Source organism: Marinobacter shengliensis (assembly GCF_030297115.1).
GTDB classification, from domain to species: Bacteria; Pseudomonadota; Gammaproteobacteria; order Pseudomonadales; family Oleiphilaceae; genus Marinobacter; species Marinobacter shengliensis.
This window is the reverse complement of the sequence record NZ_AP028062.1, coordinates 3338062-3352050: the sequence shown is the minus strand read 5'-3', so window position 1 is coordinate 3352050 and position 13989 is coordinate 3338062. Positions and strand designations below refer to the sequence as shown.

General features: G+C 57.5%; 11 protein-coding genes. 5 read left to right on the top strand and 6 right to left on the bottom strand.

Features of this window, described 5'->3' with window-relative positions; translation table 11 throughout:
• Positions 1–50: 50 nt before the first annotated feature.
• A complete protein-coding gene (gene tmpT / locus QUE75_RS15375) occupies positions 51–710 on the bottom strand; it encodes a thiopurine S-methyltransferase (RefSeq protein ID WP_072676465.1) in 660 nt (219 codons plus the stop codon).
• A 74-nt stretch (positions 711–784) separates the two neighbouring features.
• On the opposite strand from tmpT, the gene QUE75_RS15370 reads away from it, so the two are divergent.
• The 3 genes from QUE75_RS15370 (at position 785) to QUE75_RS15360 (ending at position 4554) form a co-directional block, all read left to right on the top strand.
• A complete protein-coding gene (locus QUE75_RS15370) occupies positions 785–1714 on the top strand; it encodes a D-2-hydroxyacid dehydrogenase (RefSeq protein ID WP_286251475.1) in 930 nt (309 codons plus the stop codon).
• 131 nt (positions 1715–1845) lie between these two features.
• Complete coding sequence (gene malE, locus QUE75_RS15365) at positions 1846–3063, top strand: maltose/maltodextrin ABC transporter substrate-binding protein MalE (protein WP_286251473.1); 1218 nt, start codon at positions 1846–1848, stop codon at positions 3061–3063.
• 132 nt (positions 3064–3195) lie between these two features.
• Positions 3196–4554, top strand: a complete 1359-nt coding sequence (locus QUE75_RS15360; protein ID WP_106694767.1) for a YihY/virulence factor BrkB family protein — start codon at positions 3196–3198, stop codon at positions 4552–4554.
• Here the strand turns inward: QUE75_RS15360 and QUE75_RS15355 are convergent.
• The 4 genes from QUE75_RS15355 to QUE75_RS15340 form a co-directional block, all read right to left on the bottom strand.
• Positions 4537–5583, bottom strand: coding sequence for an HDOD domain-containing protein (locus QUE75_RS15355; protein WP_106694768.1), 1047 nt, complete (start codon positions 5581–5583; stop codon positions 4537–4539). The genes QUE75_RS15360 and QUE75_RS15355 overlap by 18 nt on opposite strands.
• 91 nt (positions 5584–5674) lie before the next feature.
• Entirely contained in the window at positions 5675–6904 is a 1230-nt protein-coding gene (locus tag QUE75_RS15350) for a DUF445 domain-containing protein (RefSeq protein ID WP_072678147.1), read from the bottom strand.
• 271 nt (positions 6905–7175) lie between these two features.
• Positions 7176–7910, bottom strand: a complete 735-nt coding sequence (locus QUE75_RS15345; RefSeq protein ID WP_286251467.1) for a 16S rRNA (uracil(1498)-N(3))-methyltransferase — start codon at positions 7908–7910, stop codon at positions 7176–7178.
• A 9-nt stretch (positions 7911–7919) separates the two neighbouring features.
• Positions 7920–9269, bottom strand: a complete 1350-nt coding sequence (locus QUE75_RS15340) for an adenosylmethionine--8-amino-7-oxononanoate transaminase (protein WP_230713812.1) — start codon at positions 9267–9269, stop codon at positions 7920–7922.
• Positions 9270–9482: 213 nt separating this feature from the next.
• On the opposite strand from QUE75_RS15340, the gene QUE75_RS15335 reads away from it, so the two are divergent.
• Positions 9483–9971 (top strand): DUF2505 domain-containing protein, encoded by a 489-nt coding sequence (locus QUE75_RS15335; protein WP_106694771.1) that lies wholly within the window; start codon positions 9483–9485, stop codon positions 9969–9971.
• Between the two features lie 38 nt (positions 9972–10009).
• On the opposite strand, the gene ovoA is transcribed toward QUE75_RS15335, so the two are convergent.
• Positions 10010–12172, bottom strand: coding sequence for a 5-histidylcysteine sulfoxide synthase (ovoA, locus tag QUE75_RS15330; RefSeq protein ID WP_286251461.1), 2163 nt, complete (start codon positions 12170–12172; stop codon positions 10010–10012).
• Between the two features lie 207 nt (positions 12173–12379).
• Here ovoA and QUE75_RS15325 point away from each other — a divergent pair, with 207 nt between their 5' ends.
• Positions 12380–13939: a BCCT family transporter gene (locus tag QUE75_RS15325; RefSeq protein WP_286251458.1), complete on the top strand. Its 1560-nt coding sequence runs from the start codon at positions 12380–12382 to the stop codon at positions 13937–13939.
• Positions 13940–13989: the final 50 nt, after the last annotated feature.

Genomic DNA, 13989 nt, shown 5'->3' with positions numbered 1-13989 from the left:
GTCGATCAGGGCTTCGGAGGGGGCCCCAGCCTTTGGACTGCGGTGGGCCTTTACTTCTTCGTCAGTGTAAACACGCTTTCTGCGGCGCCGTTTCTCAGGCCTCTTCTTTTGGCGAAGGGGTTGTCGTGGGCCATGTCGCGCTTCAGTACGTGGTTAACTTCGTAGTCCTCGCTATACAGCTGGAACACTTCCTCGTCGCTGACGTTGAAGGGAGGGCCTTGCATTTCGTTGCTGTCGTAATCGAGGGTGATCAGCAGGATTCTGGTGCCGTCCGGGATGATGGCGGTCAGGTGGTCCACATAGCCTTTGCGCATTTCCGGGGGCAGGGCGATGAGCGCTGCGCGGTCGTAGACCAGTCGGATGTGTTTGAGATCATCCGGCACCAGTTGAAAGAAGTCGCCGCACCAGATTTGTAGGTCGTCGTGTTTGAAGGTGGTGAAAGGCTCGCCCGGATGGACCTTGGCTTTTTCGCCGGCCTCTTCGAAGAAATCCTTGCAGGCGATGTCGCTGAGTTCCACGCCGATGATGGGGTGGCCACGGTCGTGGAGCCACCACATGTCATGGGCTTTGCCGCACAGGGGCACGAACACGGCTTCGGTGCCCTGGCCGGCCAGTTCCGGCCAGTGATCGTGCAGGTACTGGTTTACCGTGCCTTCGTGGAAGCCGATTTGGCTCTTTTCCCAACGTTCGTGCCAGAATTCGTGTTCCATGGTTTGCCTCCCTGAATTTGCTCGTTTTACCCAGTCTACCTTAATCTGTGCCGATCATGAGTTGGGAGAAAAGTATGAAGGCGGTCTTTCTGGATACCCTAACCCTTGGCAGTGATGTGGATCTGTCGCCGCTAGAGCAGGTGACCGGTGGCCTGACCTGTTATGACCGAACCGCGCCCGAGCAGGTTGTGGAGCGGATTCAGGGTTTTGATACGGTGCTGGTAAACAAGGTGGTGCTGGGCAGGGAGCACTTCGACGCCTGCCCGGAGCTGAAGACGATTGCGGTGGTGGCCACGGGGCTGAACAACATTGACCGGGCGGCCGCAAAGGAGCATGGGATCACGGTGATGAACGTGACCAACTATGGCCGTTCCACGGTAGCCCAGCATACTATGGCGCTGATATTGGCGCTGGCTACGCGGTTGCTGGATTACAACCGGGATGCCCGAAACGGCACCTGGGGCAAGAGTGATATGTTCTGCCTGATGGACTACCCGATTATGGAGCTGGAGGGCAAAACCCTGGGCATTGTCGGCTATGGCGACCTGGGCCAGGGCGTGGCGGAACGGGCAAAGGCCTTTGGTATGAACATTGTGCTGGGTTGTCGGCCGGGTCAGCAGCCCGGGGAGGTCGATGGCTATTCCCGGGTTCCGTTGGACGACCTGTTGGCGCAGGCCGACGTACTGTCTCTGCACTGCCTGCTGACCGATGACACCCGGAATATGATTGGTGAGCGGGAACTGGGGTTGATGAAACCCACAGCGCTGCTGGTCAACACCAGTCGGGGAGGTCTTGTAGATGAAACGGCGCTGGCGGAGGCCCTGCGTAGAGGCGAGATTGCCGGGGCCGGCTTTGATGTGCTGACTGAGGAGCCGCCACGTAACGGGAATCCACTGCTGGCAGGGGACATTCCGAACCTGATTCTGACTCCCCACTCCGCCTGGGCCAGTCGTGAGGCCCGTCAGCGGATTGTGGAGATCACTGCGGGCAATCTTGCACGGTAGGTTCCTGCCGGGGGCGGAGAACTTACGCCCCCTCGTTCACCCCTTGGATTATGGCAGGTGTATGACGCGATCGTTGACGTAATCTGCTCTCATGGCGCAAAACCCGAATAACAACAAAAGGGCTACGCGCGATGATCCGAACCACTCTGGCAGTGTTGGTCTGCCTGTTTTTCCAATCCCATGCCGTGCAGGCGTTTGAACGCGGCGAACTGCTGATCTGGATAAATTCCGATAAGGGGTATCAGGGGCTTGCCGAAGTCGGCAAGCGCTTTGAGGTCGCAACCGGCGTGCCCGTGACCGTTGAAACGCCAGATGACCTCACCACCCAGTATGATCACTATGGTTACACTGCCAAGGCGCCCGATATCATCATCTGGCCCCATGACCGTTTTGGTAGCTGGATTAATGAAGGCCACCTTGCGGCTATTGAACCTTCCCGTGCTGTCCGTGACGAGATTGCCCCATTTGCCTGGCAGTCGGTGTCGGTTGGTGAACGGGTCTACGGGTACCCTATCGCCATGGAGGTGGTGAGCCTGCTCTACAACCGGGAACTGGTGTCCGAACCGCCGACCACTCTGGAGCAGGTGGCAGAGGTACACCGACAATTGGCCGGCAAGGATATCCAGGGCATCGCCTGGGATTATCGCAATGTCTATTTTTCCTGGCCGATCTTTGCCGGTTCCGGCGGCTACAGTTTTGGTGTTGATGACTACGTATACAACCTGTCTGATGTGGGGGTCGCCACAGACGGTGCGATTCGCGCCGTGGCCGGCATTCGCGGGCTGTTGGAACAGGGGGTGCTGGCACGGGATACCGACTATGGAACCATGATGGAAGGCTTCAAGGCCGGAAAGGTGGCCATGATCATCAATGGTCCCTGGGCCTGGAGCGAGCTACGGGCCTCCGGGATCGATGTCGGTATCGCCGATGTGCCCACAGTGGAGGGCACAGTGGGCCGGCCGTTCGTGGGGGTGTTGGCTGCAGGCATCAGTGCGGTTTCCACGAATCAGGATCTTGCCCGGCAATTTATTGAGGATTATCTGCTGACGGAGGAGGGGCTTCACGCAGTCAATGATGACAAACCACTGGGAGCGGTCGCCCACCTTGAGGTGGTGAAGACGCTGAGTCAGGACCCATTTATCGATCACACCTTCCGGTCGGCCCGTGGTGGCGAAATTATGCCCAATATTCCCGAAATGAAACGCTTCTGGGACCTGATGACGCGCCGCTTCTCGACCATGCTGGAAGGCGATGCGCCGATTCGCCCAACCCTCAGCCAGGCAGCTGTCCGCCTGCAGCGGCTGGACGAAATGCGGGGATGGACGCGCCGGCACTACGTTGCCAACTAACCAGGGACTGGATTGCTGCGAGCGGTTGGCACCAGCGTGCCGGCCTGGCAAGGATGCGGCGCCACTATAATCCCCTTGTTTACTGGCTTTCGGCTGATAAGCTGTAGAAAACACTGACAAGCAGGATCTTGCGTGGCATCAATTCAAACCAAAGAGCGGCTTCAGGCGGCGGAGAAGTGGATTCTCGCCAACCCCAATCCACCCCAGAAGTGGCCCTGGACCTGGCTCTATAAAACCGGGCGTTCTGTGTATGCCGTGGCTAGGGATGTCATCAGCGGGCAGCTGACCCTTCACGCCATGAGCCTGGTCTACACCACCTTGCTAAGCATTGTGCCCTTGCTGGCTCTGAGCTTTTCGGTGCTTAAAGCGATGGGTGTGCACCAGCGCATGGAGCCCTTGCTATACCAGTTTTTTGAGCCGATGGGCCCCCAGGGCATGGAGGTTGCAGAGCGCATCCTGGGTTTTGTCGATAACATGAGAGTTGGCGTGTTGGGCTCTGTTGGTCTGGCACTGCTGGTGTACACCGTCATTTCGCTGGTCCAGAAAATCGAACGTTCGTTCAACATGATCTGGCGCGTGCCCGAGATGCGATCCATGGCCCAGCGCTTCAGCAACTATCTGAGCGTGATCATGGTTGGCCCACTGCTGATGGTGTCGGCCATTGGTGTGACCGCCACCATTTTTTCATCCAACGTGGTGCAGCGGTTCATGGAGATTGAGCCGTTCGGTTCTTTGATTGTGATGGTAAGCCGCTTTACCCCGTTTTTCCTGGTGGTGGGGGCCTTCACGTTTGTCTATGTGTTCATCCCCAATACCCGCGTGAAGCTGCGTTATGCGTTTATTGCTGGTCTGGTGGCGGGTGTTTCCTGGCAGGCGGCGGGTATGCTGTTTGCGTCCTTCGTAGCCAATTCGACCAAGTACGCGGCAATATATTCGGGCTTCGCGGTGGGCATAATCCTGCTGATATGGACCTACCTGAACTGGATGATCCTGCTGCTCGGCGCTAGCCTGGCCTTTTACATGCAGAATCCGGGGTCTGTGGCCAAGCGTCAGAACGTGCAGCTGGCTCCGGAGTTGCAGGAGCGGGTGGGCCTGGCGTTGATGTGGATGGTGGCCAAGCCGTTCAGCCTGGGGCAGCCAGCACCGCAGCAAGAGGCGCTGGAATATGATCTGCGTGTACCTGGGGAGGTCACACGGAGCATCAGTGACAAGCTGATTCGCGCCGGCCTGTTGAGTCTGGCGGGGCGTAATGGTGATCAATTGGTACCCGGCAAGGCATTGCACCTTATCACGGTTGGAAGCGTCCTTCAGACCATCCGCCGGGATGAGGACCGGGTTGTTGACCGCCTTCCAAGCAGTGCCATGCCGGTGCAGCTGAGAGATCTGGTGGGCCACCGGGAAGATGTCAGTTTTGCGGAGTTGCTGGCTGGCGGGGAAGATTCCCAAGACAGCGCCAAGGATGCTTCGACGGTGTCAGGCGTCGGCTTTTGAGCTTTTGCCTTCCTGCAGCATTCTGACAACGGCCTTGCGCACAGGGGTAACCTGCTCCGGTGTCAGGTGCACGATCTGAGCCAGCTTGTCTTCCGGCAGGTTGCGTTGGCGGGCATGGCGCAGCACTTCACGGGTGCCCAACAACAAACCATCGGTGAGCGCTGAGTGTGCCTGCCTAGGCGCCGGGCGCTCTGCCGAGAGCAGCCAGGCATGATACTTCGGCGGCAGGTTCCAGACATTGGCCAGCAGCTGGCAGGCGGTCCATTGATGGCGGATCAGGGCTATCCTCAGAACTGCTGGCTCTGGCTCGCTGCCCGTATTCTGTGTCCGGCAGATGCGTCCCAGTTCCCGACGAATGGTGATATAGGCAAGTGCCGGTAGCAGTCCCACCATGAAATGGGCACTGGTGTCGTCGCGGTGAATGCGGGCAATCAATTCTGCGGATCTGGCGCAGGTAAGCCCCCAGCGCCAGGCCCGCTGGGCAAACAGGGCTTCCCGACTGTTTCTTGCGGCCATCATCGGGCGCATAACGGCTGCTGAAATGACGTTACGGATGCCATCCAGCCCTAAGACAAACACCGCTTGATCCACTGACTCTATGGTGTTGTCACCGGGCCGGAAGTAGGGGCTGTTGGCTACCTGAAGGAGTTGGTCTGTGAGCGACGGGTCACTCAGGATGATGTCGGTAATCTGCTTGCGGTCGGTCGTTTCGTTAGACAACGCCCGCATCAGCATGGGCAGGCTGCCGGGCCTGCGCGGTAGCTCTTCCATTTCACTGGAGCGCAGGCGGCGCTCCAGCTCGGCCAGTATTTGTTCTGCCCCGGCGGGTTCGGACCGGAGCATAGCGGGAGAGGCGTCAAGCAGCCAGCAGAACAGGTGGTCTTCCAGTTGTTTGACAACCACGGCGTCTGACGCGTGTTGTTCGGGGCTGTGACTTTGCGCCGGGTTAAACAGGCGTGTCTCGGTGGCAGCCGCGGCTGGTGGCGGCGTTGCAAACAAGCCTGATATCCAGGAAAAAAAGCCCGGCATCCATTGCCTCCGGTTTAACGTGTATTTAAAAGTGACCGTTCACCGGTTCAGTATAGTTGCGTTACGCAACCCTGCACAGCCTTGTGTGGCTTCAGAAGAAGGCTTCTCCAAACACGAATACCAGTTGGCACACACCGGCGACGAAGCCCAGGAAAGCCCCAACCAGAATCAGTTTGATTTCGTCTTCCTGGAAACAGGGGCGTAGCAGGTCCTGGAACTCTTCCGATGACAGCGCAATCATCCGCTCAACCATGATCGATTCCACTGCGCGGGCACGGTCCTGCTCGAACACCGGGTTGTTGAAGGAGCTCTGGGAGATCTGGATGGCTTTCTCGCCCACCTGGTTTTTCAGGGTGGCAAAGCCGGTGGGGCCGAAGGCCATCTGGGTCAGCGCCTTGCCCATGCCGGCGGTTTCATCCACCAGGGGTTTGATGTGTTTCTTGACCATGTTGCGGGCCCGCCCGCCCTTGGGGCCTTCAAGGATGGAGTTGATGATGTTGCCCACGGTGAGAATTTCATGGGTCACGATGTGACAGAAAGACTCGGCAACTTCTGGCTGGCGCTTGAGAAACAGGCCCTGGAGCCGAAGTGGGCCGACTTTGTGTTCATGAAGCGGTCGGAAGATCACGTTCAGGGCAATCCAGTTGGTGGCCCAACCGACCAGAAGGCCGAACAGGGGCAGTACCCAGATGGCGGGGTAAAAGTACCAGACGGCCATCTGGATCAGGCCGAACAGGAAACCGAAGTAGAGACCCGAGTTGATGATGAAACGGAACTCTACGTCGCCGCATTCAAGGAAAATGCGGTTAAGCAGTTTTTTGTCCCGGGCCAGGCGTTCGATGACCATGCCTTTGATGTCCAGCAGGTCTTCGATGTTGTCTGAGATGTCGTCAACCAGGTTGTCGACCAGTTGTGGTGTGGACTTTCGAACCCTGTCGTAGACCATTTTGCGGGCGGATGCTGGCAGGTTTTCCCAGAAGGTGGGGTATTCCCGGAGCATGAGTTCGTCTACGTATTCTTCGATGCGTGGGTCGACGGTGTAGATGATGTGGGCGGCCAGGACTTTGGGGTCGATCTGGTCGAAGATTTCCTGGACGGTGCCGATTTTGGAGATGGTGGCATCGACGCTGATGGCGGCCATTTTCCGTGCTTTGGAGGGGATGATGCCTTGCCAGCCCAGGAGTGGTGGTTTACCAATGAATTCCAGGGGGTAGAAGGTCATTTTGATGGCGAGCCAGTTGGTGCTCCAGCCGATCAGGGCCGCTATCACGGGGATGCTGAGGTATTGCCAAAACTCTGGATTGGTAAGTAGGTCTGTCATCCTGGGCTCGCGAATCTATTTATTTTTACCTGGTCCTTGGTGCCCGGCAGCTGGTTGCGGAGAGGCTTTCCAAAACACGCTGTGAATACGTCCTTGTACGCTCCGCTCCGCCATCCATGGCTCCGCAGGGTTTTGGAAAGCCTCTCCGCAACCAGCTGCGCCAACATCGGCAATGGCTTCAGGCTTTTTGTCAGACAAGGATAATGTTAGCCGCCGCCAGATCTGTCAATGACTGCGACGCCCGCAGGTTTGCCAATCAGGGCCACAAACCTCAGCTGCCGATGTCTCCCCACAGCCACTGGCACAGAGCAATGGCTGCAACTGGGGCGGTTTCGGTGCGCAATACTCGGGGGCCAAGGGCCACGGGCAGAAAGCCGTTTTGTTCTGCCAGGTTGATTTCATCGGCGGTCAAACCACCCTCCGGGCCGATCATCAGGGCAACGCTGCCCGGCTTGGTGAGGGTGTTCAACGACTGCTCGGTGCGGTGGTGGAGTACCAGTCGCAGGTCGGCTGTCTGGCTGTATTGCAGCCATTCGGCAACGGTCATTACTGGCAATATGTTCGGTACCCGCGCCCGGCCGCATTGTTCGGCAGCGCTGATGGCGACTTGTTGCCAGTGGCGCAGGCGTTTTTCTTCCCGGTCACCTTTGAGTTTTACATCGGAGTGTTCGGTGGTCAGGGGCACGATGGTGGTGGCGCCCATTTCGACCGCTTTCTGTACCGCGTAATCCATCCGGTCGCCCTTGGACAGGGTTTGGCCCAGGATGATGTTCAGGGGAGATTCGGTGTTGTTGGTTTCAGCACCAGTTATTTCCACCTGGACGTTTTTCTTGCCGGCCTGGGTGATGGCGGCGGTGTAGTCCTGGCCGTCGCCGTTGAACAGGCGTAACTCCTGGCCTGGCTGCATGCGCAGTACCCGGCCCACGTGGTTGGCGGCGTTTTCGTCAAGCTCGCAGAGGCTGCCCGCCTGGAGCGGGCTGTCTGTGAATATCCTGGGTATGCGCATGGGCCGCCCTCAGCCTTTTACCGCGATGCCGATGCCTTCGGTCGCTACCTGTGCCAGGTGGCGTATCTGGTCTTCGGTGATGACATAAGGGGGCATGAAGTACACCACGTTGCCCAGCGGCCGCAGCAGTGCCTGGCGGGTGAGGGCATGCTGGTAGACTTTCAGGCCCCGGCGTTCCTGCCAGGGGAACGGGGTTTTGCTGGCTTTGTCTTTGACCATTTCGATGGCCAGTGTCATGCCGTGCTGGCGGATGTCACCTACGTTGGGGTGGTCGGCCAGGTGGGCGACGGATTCGGCCATGCAGCGGGACAGTTGGCGGTTGTTTTCGATGACGTTTTCGTCCCGGAAGATGTCCAGGGTGGCCAGGGCGACGGCGCAGCCGATGGGGTTGCCGGTGTAGCTGTGGCTGTGCAGGAAGGCTCGCAGGGTTTCGTAGTCGTCGTAAAAGGCGTTGTACACGGTTTCGGTGGTCAGTACGGCGGACAACGGCAGGTAGCCAGCGGTAAGGCCCTTGGACAGGCACATGAAATCCGGGGTAATGCCGGATTGTTCACAGGCGAACAGGGTGCCGGTGCGGCCAAAGCCCACGGCGATCTCGTCGGCAATCAGGTGTACGTTGTAGCGGTCGCAGGCTTCCCGCAGTTTGGTGTGGTAAATCGGGTGATGCATGCGCATGCCGCCTGCGCACTGGATCAGGGGCTCGACCACCACAGCGCAGATTTCATCGTGGCGTTCGGCCAGCAGTTTTTCCATGGCCTCGAACTGGCGCAGGGCGTAGTCTTCGTCGGTTTCACCCGGTTCCTTGTTGTAGGCATCCGGGGAGGGGGCAGTAAGTACCTCCATCAGCAGCGGCTGATAGGTGTCTTTATAGAGCGCCACATCACCGAGTGCCAGTGCGCCCAGGGTTTCGCCGTGGTAGCTGTTGCTGAGATTGACGAAGTTTTTCTTGCCGGGCTGGCCCAGGTTTTTCCAGTAGTGGTAGCTCATCTTCAGGGCGGCTTCGATGGCGGATGAACCGTTATCCGCGTAGAAACACTTGCTGAGCCCTTCCGGTGTGACTTCGATCAGGCGTTCAGACAGGTTGACCACCGGTTCATGGGTAAAGCCCGCCAGAATCACGTGTTCCAGCTGGCCAATCTGTTCCTGGATAGCGGAGTTGATGCGCGGGTTGGCATGGCCGAACAGGTTCACCCACCACGAACTGACCGCATCGATATACCGGTTGCTCTCGAAGTCTTCCAACCACACGCCTTCGCCGCGCTTGATGGGAATCAGCGGCAGGCTTTCGTGGTCTTTCATCTGGGTGCAGGGGTGCCACACGGATTTGAGGTCCCGTGCGACCAGATCAGCATTGCGCATCGTGTTCTCCTGTCGTCCCGGCTGGGGCATTTTGTTTGAGACCGCCCATGATACTTCCCGGAACGCTCGGTTAACAGCGCCTGGGTGTGACCCAGAACAGCGGTGGCGTGTGAACCAGTCGGATGGCTTCCATGCCAGAAACGCTCGCTCGGGCGGCCAATGTGAGGATGGCCGGCTAAAGCAACAATGAATTCAACACAACAGGAGGCGATTATGGAGCTGACTCTGGAGCATCCCTATGAGGTAGGGCTGGATCACATCATCGAACGGTTCTTCAGTGAGCATCACATTATTGAAAAGAACGAGAAGCTCGGTTCCCGGAACCTTCGTGTCGCTGAGCTGCAACGGGACGATGCTGCAGCCAAGCTGGTCATTGAGCGGGAAATGATGGCCTCAGCCCCGGTACCGGGCATGCTGGCGAGCTTTCATCGGGAGTGGAACCGGGTGCGCCAGGAAGAGCACTGGTTCAAGAAAGACGATGGCGAGTGGCACTGCGAGTTTCGGGTAAGGATTGATGGGGTGCCAGCTCGAATCAAGGGCATTATGCGTTTGCTGGGCAATGGTAATCGCTGCATCAACTACGTGAACCTGTCTGTTCACTGCGATGTGCCTTTCCTGGGAAAAAAGGTCGCCAAGTTCCTGGCCGAGGACTCCCACGCAAAGATTGAGCGGGAGTATGAGGTTACCCGGCAGTTGTTGTGACCTTCCAGTATCCGTTTGGATGCGGGTTGGCGCCCTGATCAGCGCGCCAACCGCTCCCAAATGGTAACCTCAGACAGGGTGTGCTGAAACTTGTGCTGTGTCTCACGGATGACGAACGGCACTTTCCGAGGCTCCCCGATCATTTTGAAGTGTTTGCCGAGGTGCTCTTTTAACCCATCCAGGGTGGTGTGGTTTTCGCCGTCTTTCTTGTATCCGCCAATCCACTCCTCTTTTGGTGTGTGCTCCTCCAGCCAGGTGTAGGGTGAGGCAATCACCAGCAGCCCGCCGTCGTTGATGCGTTCGTGAATGTTGTCCAGGAAGCGTCGCGGCTTGTACAAGCGATCAATCAGGTTGGCCGCCAGTACAAGGTCGTAACCGGTAAACTGGGGTTTCAGGTTACAGGCATCACCCTGATGAAATGACACCCGTCTCGCCGTGCTCTCCAATCCGAGGTCTTTGAGCGCCCGGGTGTGGTAGCTGACCAGCTCACCCTCTTCTGCCAATGCGTAGCGAATGGACTCTTGTTCGGCCATCTCTACGCCAAGACGTATGAAATTGGCTGAAAAATCGACGCCTTCCACCGTTTGGAAAACGTTCGCCAGTTCAAAGCTTGAGCGACCACATGCACAACCGAGATCCAGAGCTTTCACTGTCGGCTTATCCAACATGGCTTCAAGAGCCAGGTCTGCCATGGCCTTCGGGAAGTTTTCGACGCCAAACCAGCGGTCGCCGAAGTGGAATTCGGCGTACTCGGTCAGAAGACGGTCGCTCTCATAATACGCATTGGGTTGAACCGCCTCGGCTTCCGAAGCGATGTACCGGAACCCGGCATGCTGGAAAAAGTGCCGTCTGAAAGCATAGCGGGCGGCCAGTCGTGCCTCGTTTCCGCAGGAAATCCAGGAACCGCCTTTAATCAGATTATGCTGGCCATCAAAGGTCGGCGTTGTGAAGTCGTCGTAAAGCGGGTGTACCTTGAATTCGTCGAACGGATAGGTGGGCGTTTCGGTCCATTGCCACACGTTACCGATTACATCAAACCACTCTCCGTGCCGGAACCTGGTTACCGGGCAAGACGACGCGCCATGGTCAAGGTGCAGGTTGCCACTGGCAGGTTCTTCACCCACTTCAGACACGCCGGCTACCGAACACAACCGATACCATTCATCCTCCGTGAGCAGGCGAATGGGTTGGCCGGTCTGTTCCCGCTTCCATTCACAAAAGGCCTTGGCCTCGTGGTAGTTGACCTCAACTGGCCAATCCCAGGGCATTTCGACCTCCTGCGTCATCAAGCGCAGATGCCAGCCGTTTCGCCAACACCAGAAGGTCGGGTGTTTGGCCTTGGTGAACTGCCGCCATGAGAGTCCTTCTTCGCTCCAATGCCGGTCCTGTTGGTAACCACCTGCTTCAACGAATTCCAGAAACTCTTGATTGCTTACCAGATACTGGCTGGCTTTGAATTCGCTCACTTGCGCGTGATGATGGCCGTATTCGTTGTCCCAGCCGTACCAGGGGTCGTTGTAGGACTTGCCAATGCGAACCTCACCGGCGGGAACCGTGATCAGCGTATTTTCGGGCGCCTCGCCAGTCTCCTGAATCGGCGCCCATTCCGGTTGTGGCTGCACTCGGGCAAGGTCGTGCTGACGGATCAGTACTGATGATGTTTCAAGATGGATGCGTTCATGCTCAACCCCCATCACTATTGGCCACCAGGGGCTTTCCCAGTTGATCGGGAGGGTTAACGGTAACGAGTCGATGAGCGCCAGTACGGCAGAGCGGACCTTCGCCCGGTACTCCATGACCTCTTCCACACTTGGCCAGTCATAGTGATCGTCGTTCAGATCGTCCCAGCTCATTTCGTCCACGCCGACAGCGAAGACGGATTCCATGCGCGGATCAATCCTCTCCGGCAGCAGCTTGGCCAGAACCAGTTTGTTGATAAAGAATGTTGCGGTATGACCCAGGTAAAAAATAAGGGGGTGTCGCAGAGGGATGGATTTCTGAAAATATCCGGCATCATCGGCCAGGCAGCTGAACAACCGAGTGTAGACATCGAACGTGTTGGTGAAATACGCCGCAATCTCTGCACGCTTGTCGCTTGGTGAGCCTTCGTCGAGTTTGGGGGTTCTGAGTAGCTTTGGTAATGATCCGGAAGGTCCGCTGAGTTGAGTGGCGGTTTTCTCTTTTTGAGTTGGTGAGTGCATCTTCAGACAGTTCCCTTAGCGTGTTTTATAACTTCCAATACGACCGTCTTTGACATTGTGGTTCATTCCCACGTGACAAAGTAGCACATGGAAAGTCGGTTACGTTGTGATGCCTTTTCTCCATAGCCGCGTACTTTGTAGCTGATTCGTGCAAGATCACGAACTTTCCTGTAGCCTGCGCGGCTTTTTCTTCGAGAGGCATCACTCATGAAAGCGACATCATCCGGTCCCGAGATACGGGACAAATCCAGCGCCCTGGCCGACAGTGATCCGGTGGTTCTGATCCTTACCATCGGTTTTATCCTGTTCTTTGTCGGGGCCTCAATCGTCAACAGCGCATCTGTGGCCAGTGTTATTGGTGCCGGTTTCACCTGGACAGCAAAGTATCTGGGTTCCTTTTTTCAGTTACTTCTGCTGCTGACATTCTTCGTTGCCATCGGAACGGCGCTCAGTCGCGCCGGGGCTGCGCGCGTCGGTGGCCTTGACCGCCCCCAGATTGGTCGCTTTCGCTGGTTATCTATGATCATGTGTACCTTGCTGGCCGGTGGCGGCGTGTTCTTTGCCGCCGGTGAGCCGGTGTATCATTTTGTGGTGACGCCCCCGGCGTTTAGTACCGAGGCGGGGACTGCGGCGGCAGTCGCACCGGCCATGGCGCAGGCGTTTACTCACTGGGGCTTTTTGGCCTGGGCGGTACTCGGTTCGCTGACAGCTCTGGTTCTGACCAGAGCCCACTATGATCAGGGCAAGCCACTGCAGCCCCGCACATTGTTGTATCCGGTGTTTGGCGAGAAGGTTATCCAGGGACGCCTTGGCGGCATCGTTGATGCGTTTTGTGTGATTGCGGTGGTGGCGGGCACCGTTGGGCCGATAGGCTTTCTTGCCACGCAAATGAGCTTTGGTCTACACGAGTTGTTTGGCGTGACCGACGGCTATGGCACGCAGCTGACCGTGCTGATTGTACTGGCGGGCGTTTACATGACGTCCGCGATGACCGGGCTACACAAAGGCATCCAGTTGCTCAGCCGTTTTAACGTGTTGCTTGCGCTGGCCATTGCGGCGGTCATTTTTATCTTTGGCCCGACGTTGTTCCTGGCAAACACCTATACCCAGTCTATGGGTGAATATGTCACGTCATTTTTCGCCATGGCCACCATGACTGCGCAAACGGCGCCAGACTGGTGGATGAAATGGTGGACCGTGTTTTTCTTCGCCTGGTTCATCGGCTACACACCGTTGATGGCCGTTTTTGTCGCAAGGATTTCCCGTGGGCGGACCGTGCGGGAAATGATTCTTGCCGTGGCTTTGCTGGCGCCGATCGCTACGACTATCTGGTTCACCCTGTTGGGCGGTTCCGGTATCTATCACCAGTTGGCCGGAACCTTTGACCTCACCGATGCGCTGAACAGTTTCCGCTTTGATGTTGCCACTCTGACCGTCGCTCAGGCGTTGCCCGGCGGCACCTGGATGGCCGCAGCAATTCTTTTGCTTACCACCATTTTTGTTGCTACTACCGGCGATTCCATGAGTTACGCCATTGCCATGGTCGGTGCGGGTCACGATGAGCCCAGCCCCTGGATTCGGGTATTCTGGGGAGGCGCGATGGCGCTGATGGCCGCCATTCTGCTGTATATGGGTGCTGGTCAGATCGGGGTGCTTCAACAGTTTATTGTGCTCACAGCCATACCGGTTTCCCTGATTATCCTGCCTTCACTCTGGACCGGGCCTAAAGCTGCAATGGCTATGGCGAGGGAACAAGGGCTGGTGTAGTCTCAGGTTCAGATTAGGCAAGAACAACAATCGACAACTCAAGGACTCAC

Excerpts from the sequence above, each read along its gene's own strand:
- QUE75_RS15340 (WP_230713812.1), bottom strand. The coding sequence starts at position 9,269 with ATGCGCAATGCTGATCTGGTCGCACGGGACCTCAAATCCGTGTGGCAC.
- QUE75_RS15355 (WP_106694768.1), bottom strand. The coding sequence starts at position 5,583 with ATGCCGGGCTTTTTTTCCTGGATATCAGGCTTGTTTGCAACGCCGCCA.
- ovoA (WP_286251461.1), bottom strand. The coding sequence starts at position 12,172 with ATGCACTCACCAACTCAAAAAGAGAAAACCGCCACTCAACTCAGCGGA.
- tmpT (WP_072676465.1), bottom strand. The coding sequence starts at position 710 with ATGGAACACGAATTCTGGCACGAACGTTGGGAAAAGAGCCAAATCGGC.
- malE (WP_286251473.1), top strand. The coding sequence starts at position 1,846 with ATGATCCGAACCACTCTGGCAGTGTTGGTCTGCCTGTTTTTCCAATCC.
- QUE75_RS15335 (WP_106694771.1), top strand. The coding sequence starts at position 9,483 with ATGGAGCTGACTCTGGAGCATCCCTATGAGGTAGGGCTGGATCACATC.
- QUE75_RS15350 (WP_072678147.1), bottom strand. The coding sequence starts at position 6,904 with ATGACAGACCTACTTACCAATCCAGAGTTTTGGCAATACCTCAGCATC.
- QUE75_RS15370 (WP_286251475.1), top strand. The coding sequence starts at position 785 with ATGAAGGCGGTCTTTCTGGATACCCTAACCCTTGGCAGTGATGTGGAT.
- QUE75_RS15345 (WP_286251467.1), bottom strand. The coding sequence starts at position 7,910 with ATGCGCATACCCAGGATATTCACAGACAGCCCGCTCCAGGCGGGCAGC.
- QUE75_RS15325 (WP_286251458.1), top strand. The coding sequence starts at position 12,380 with ATGAAAGCGACATCATCCGGTCCCGAGATACGGGACAAATCCAGCGCC.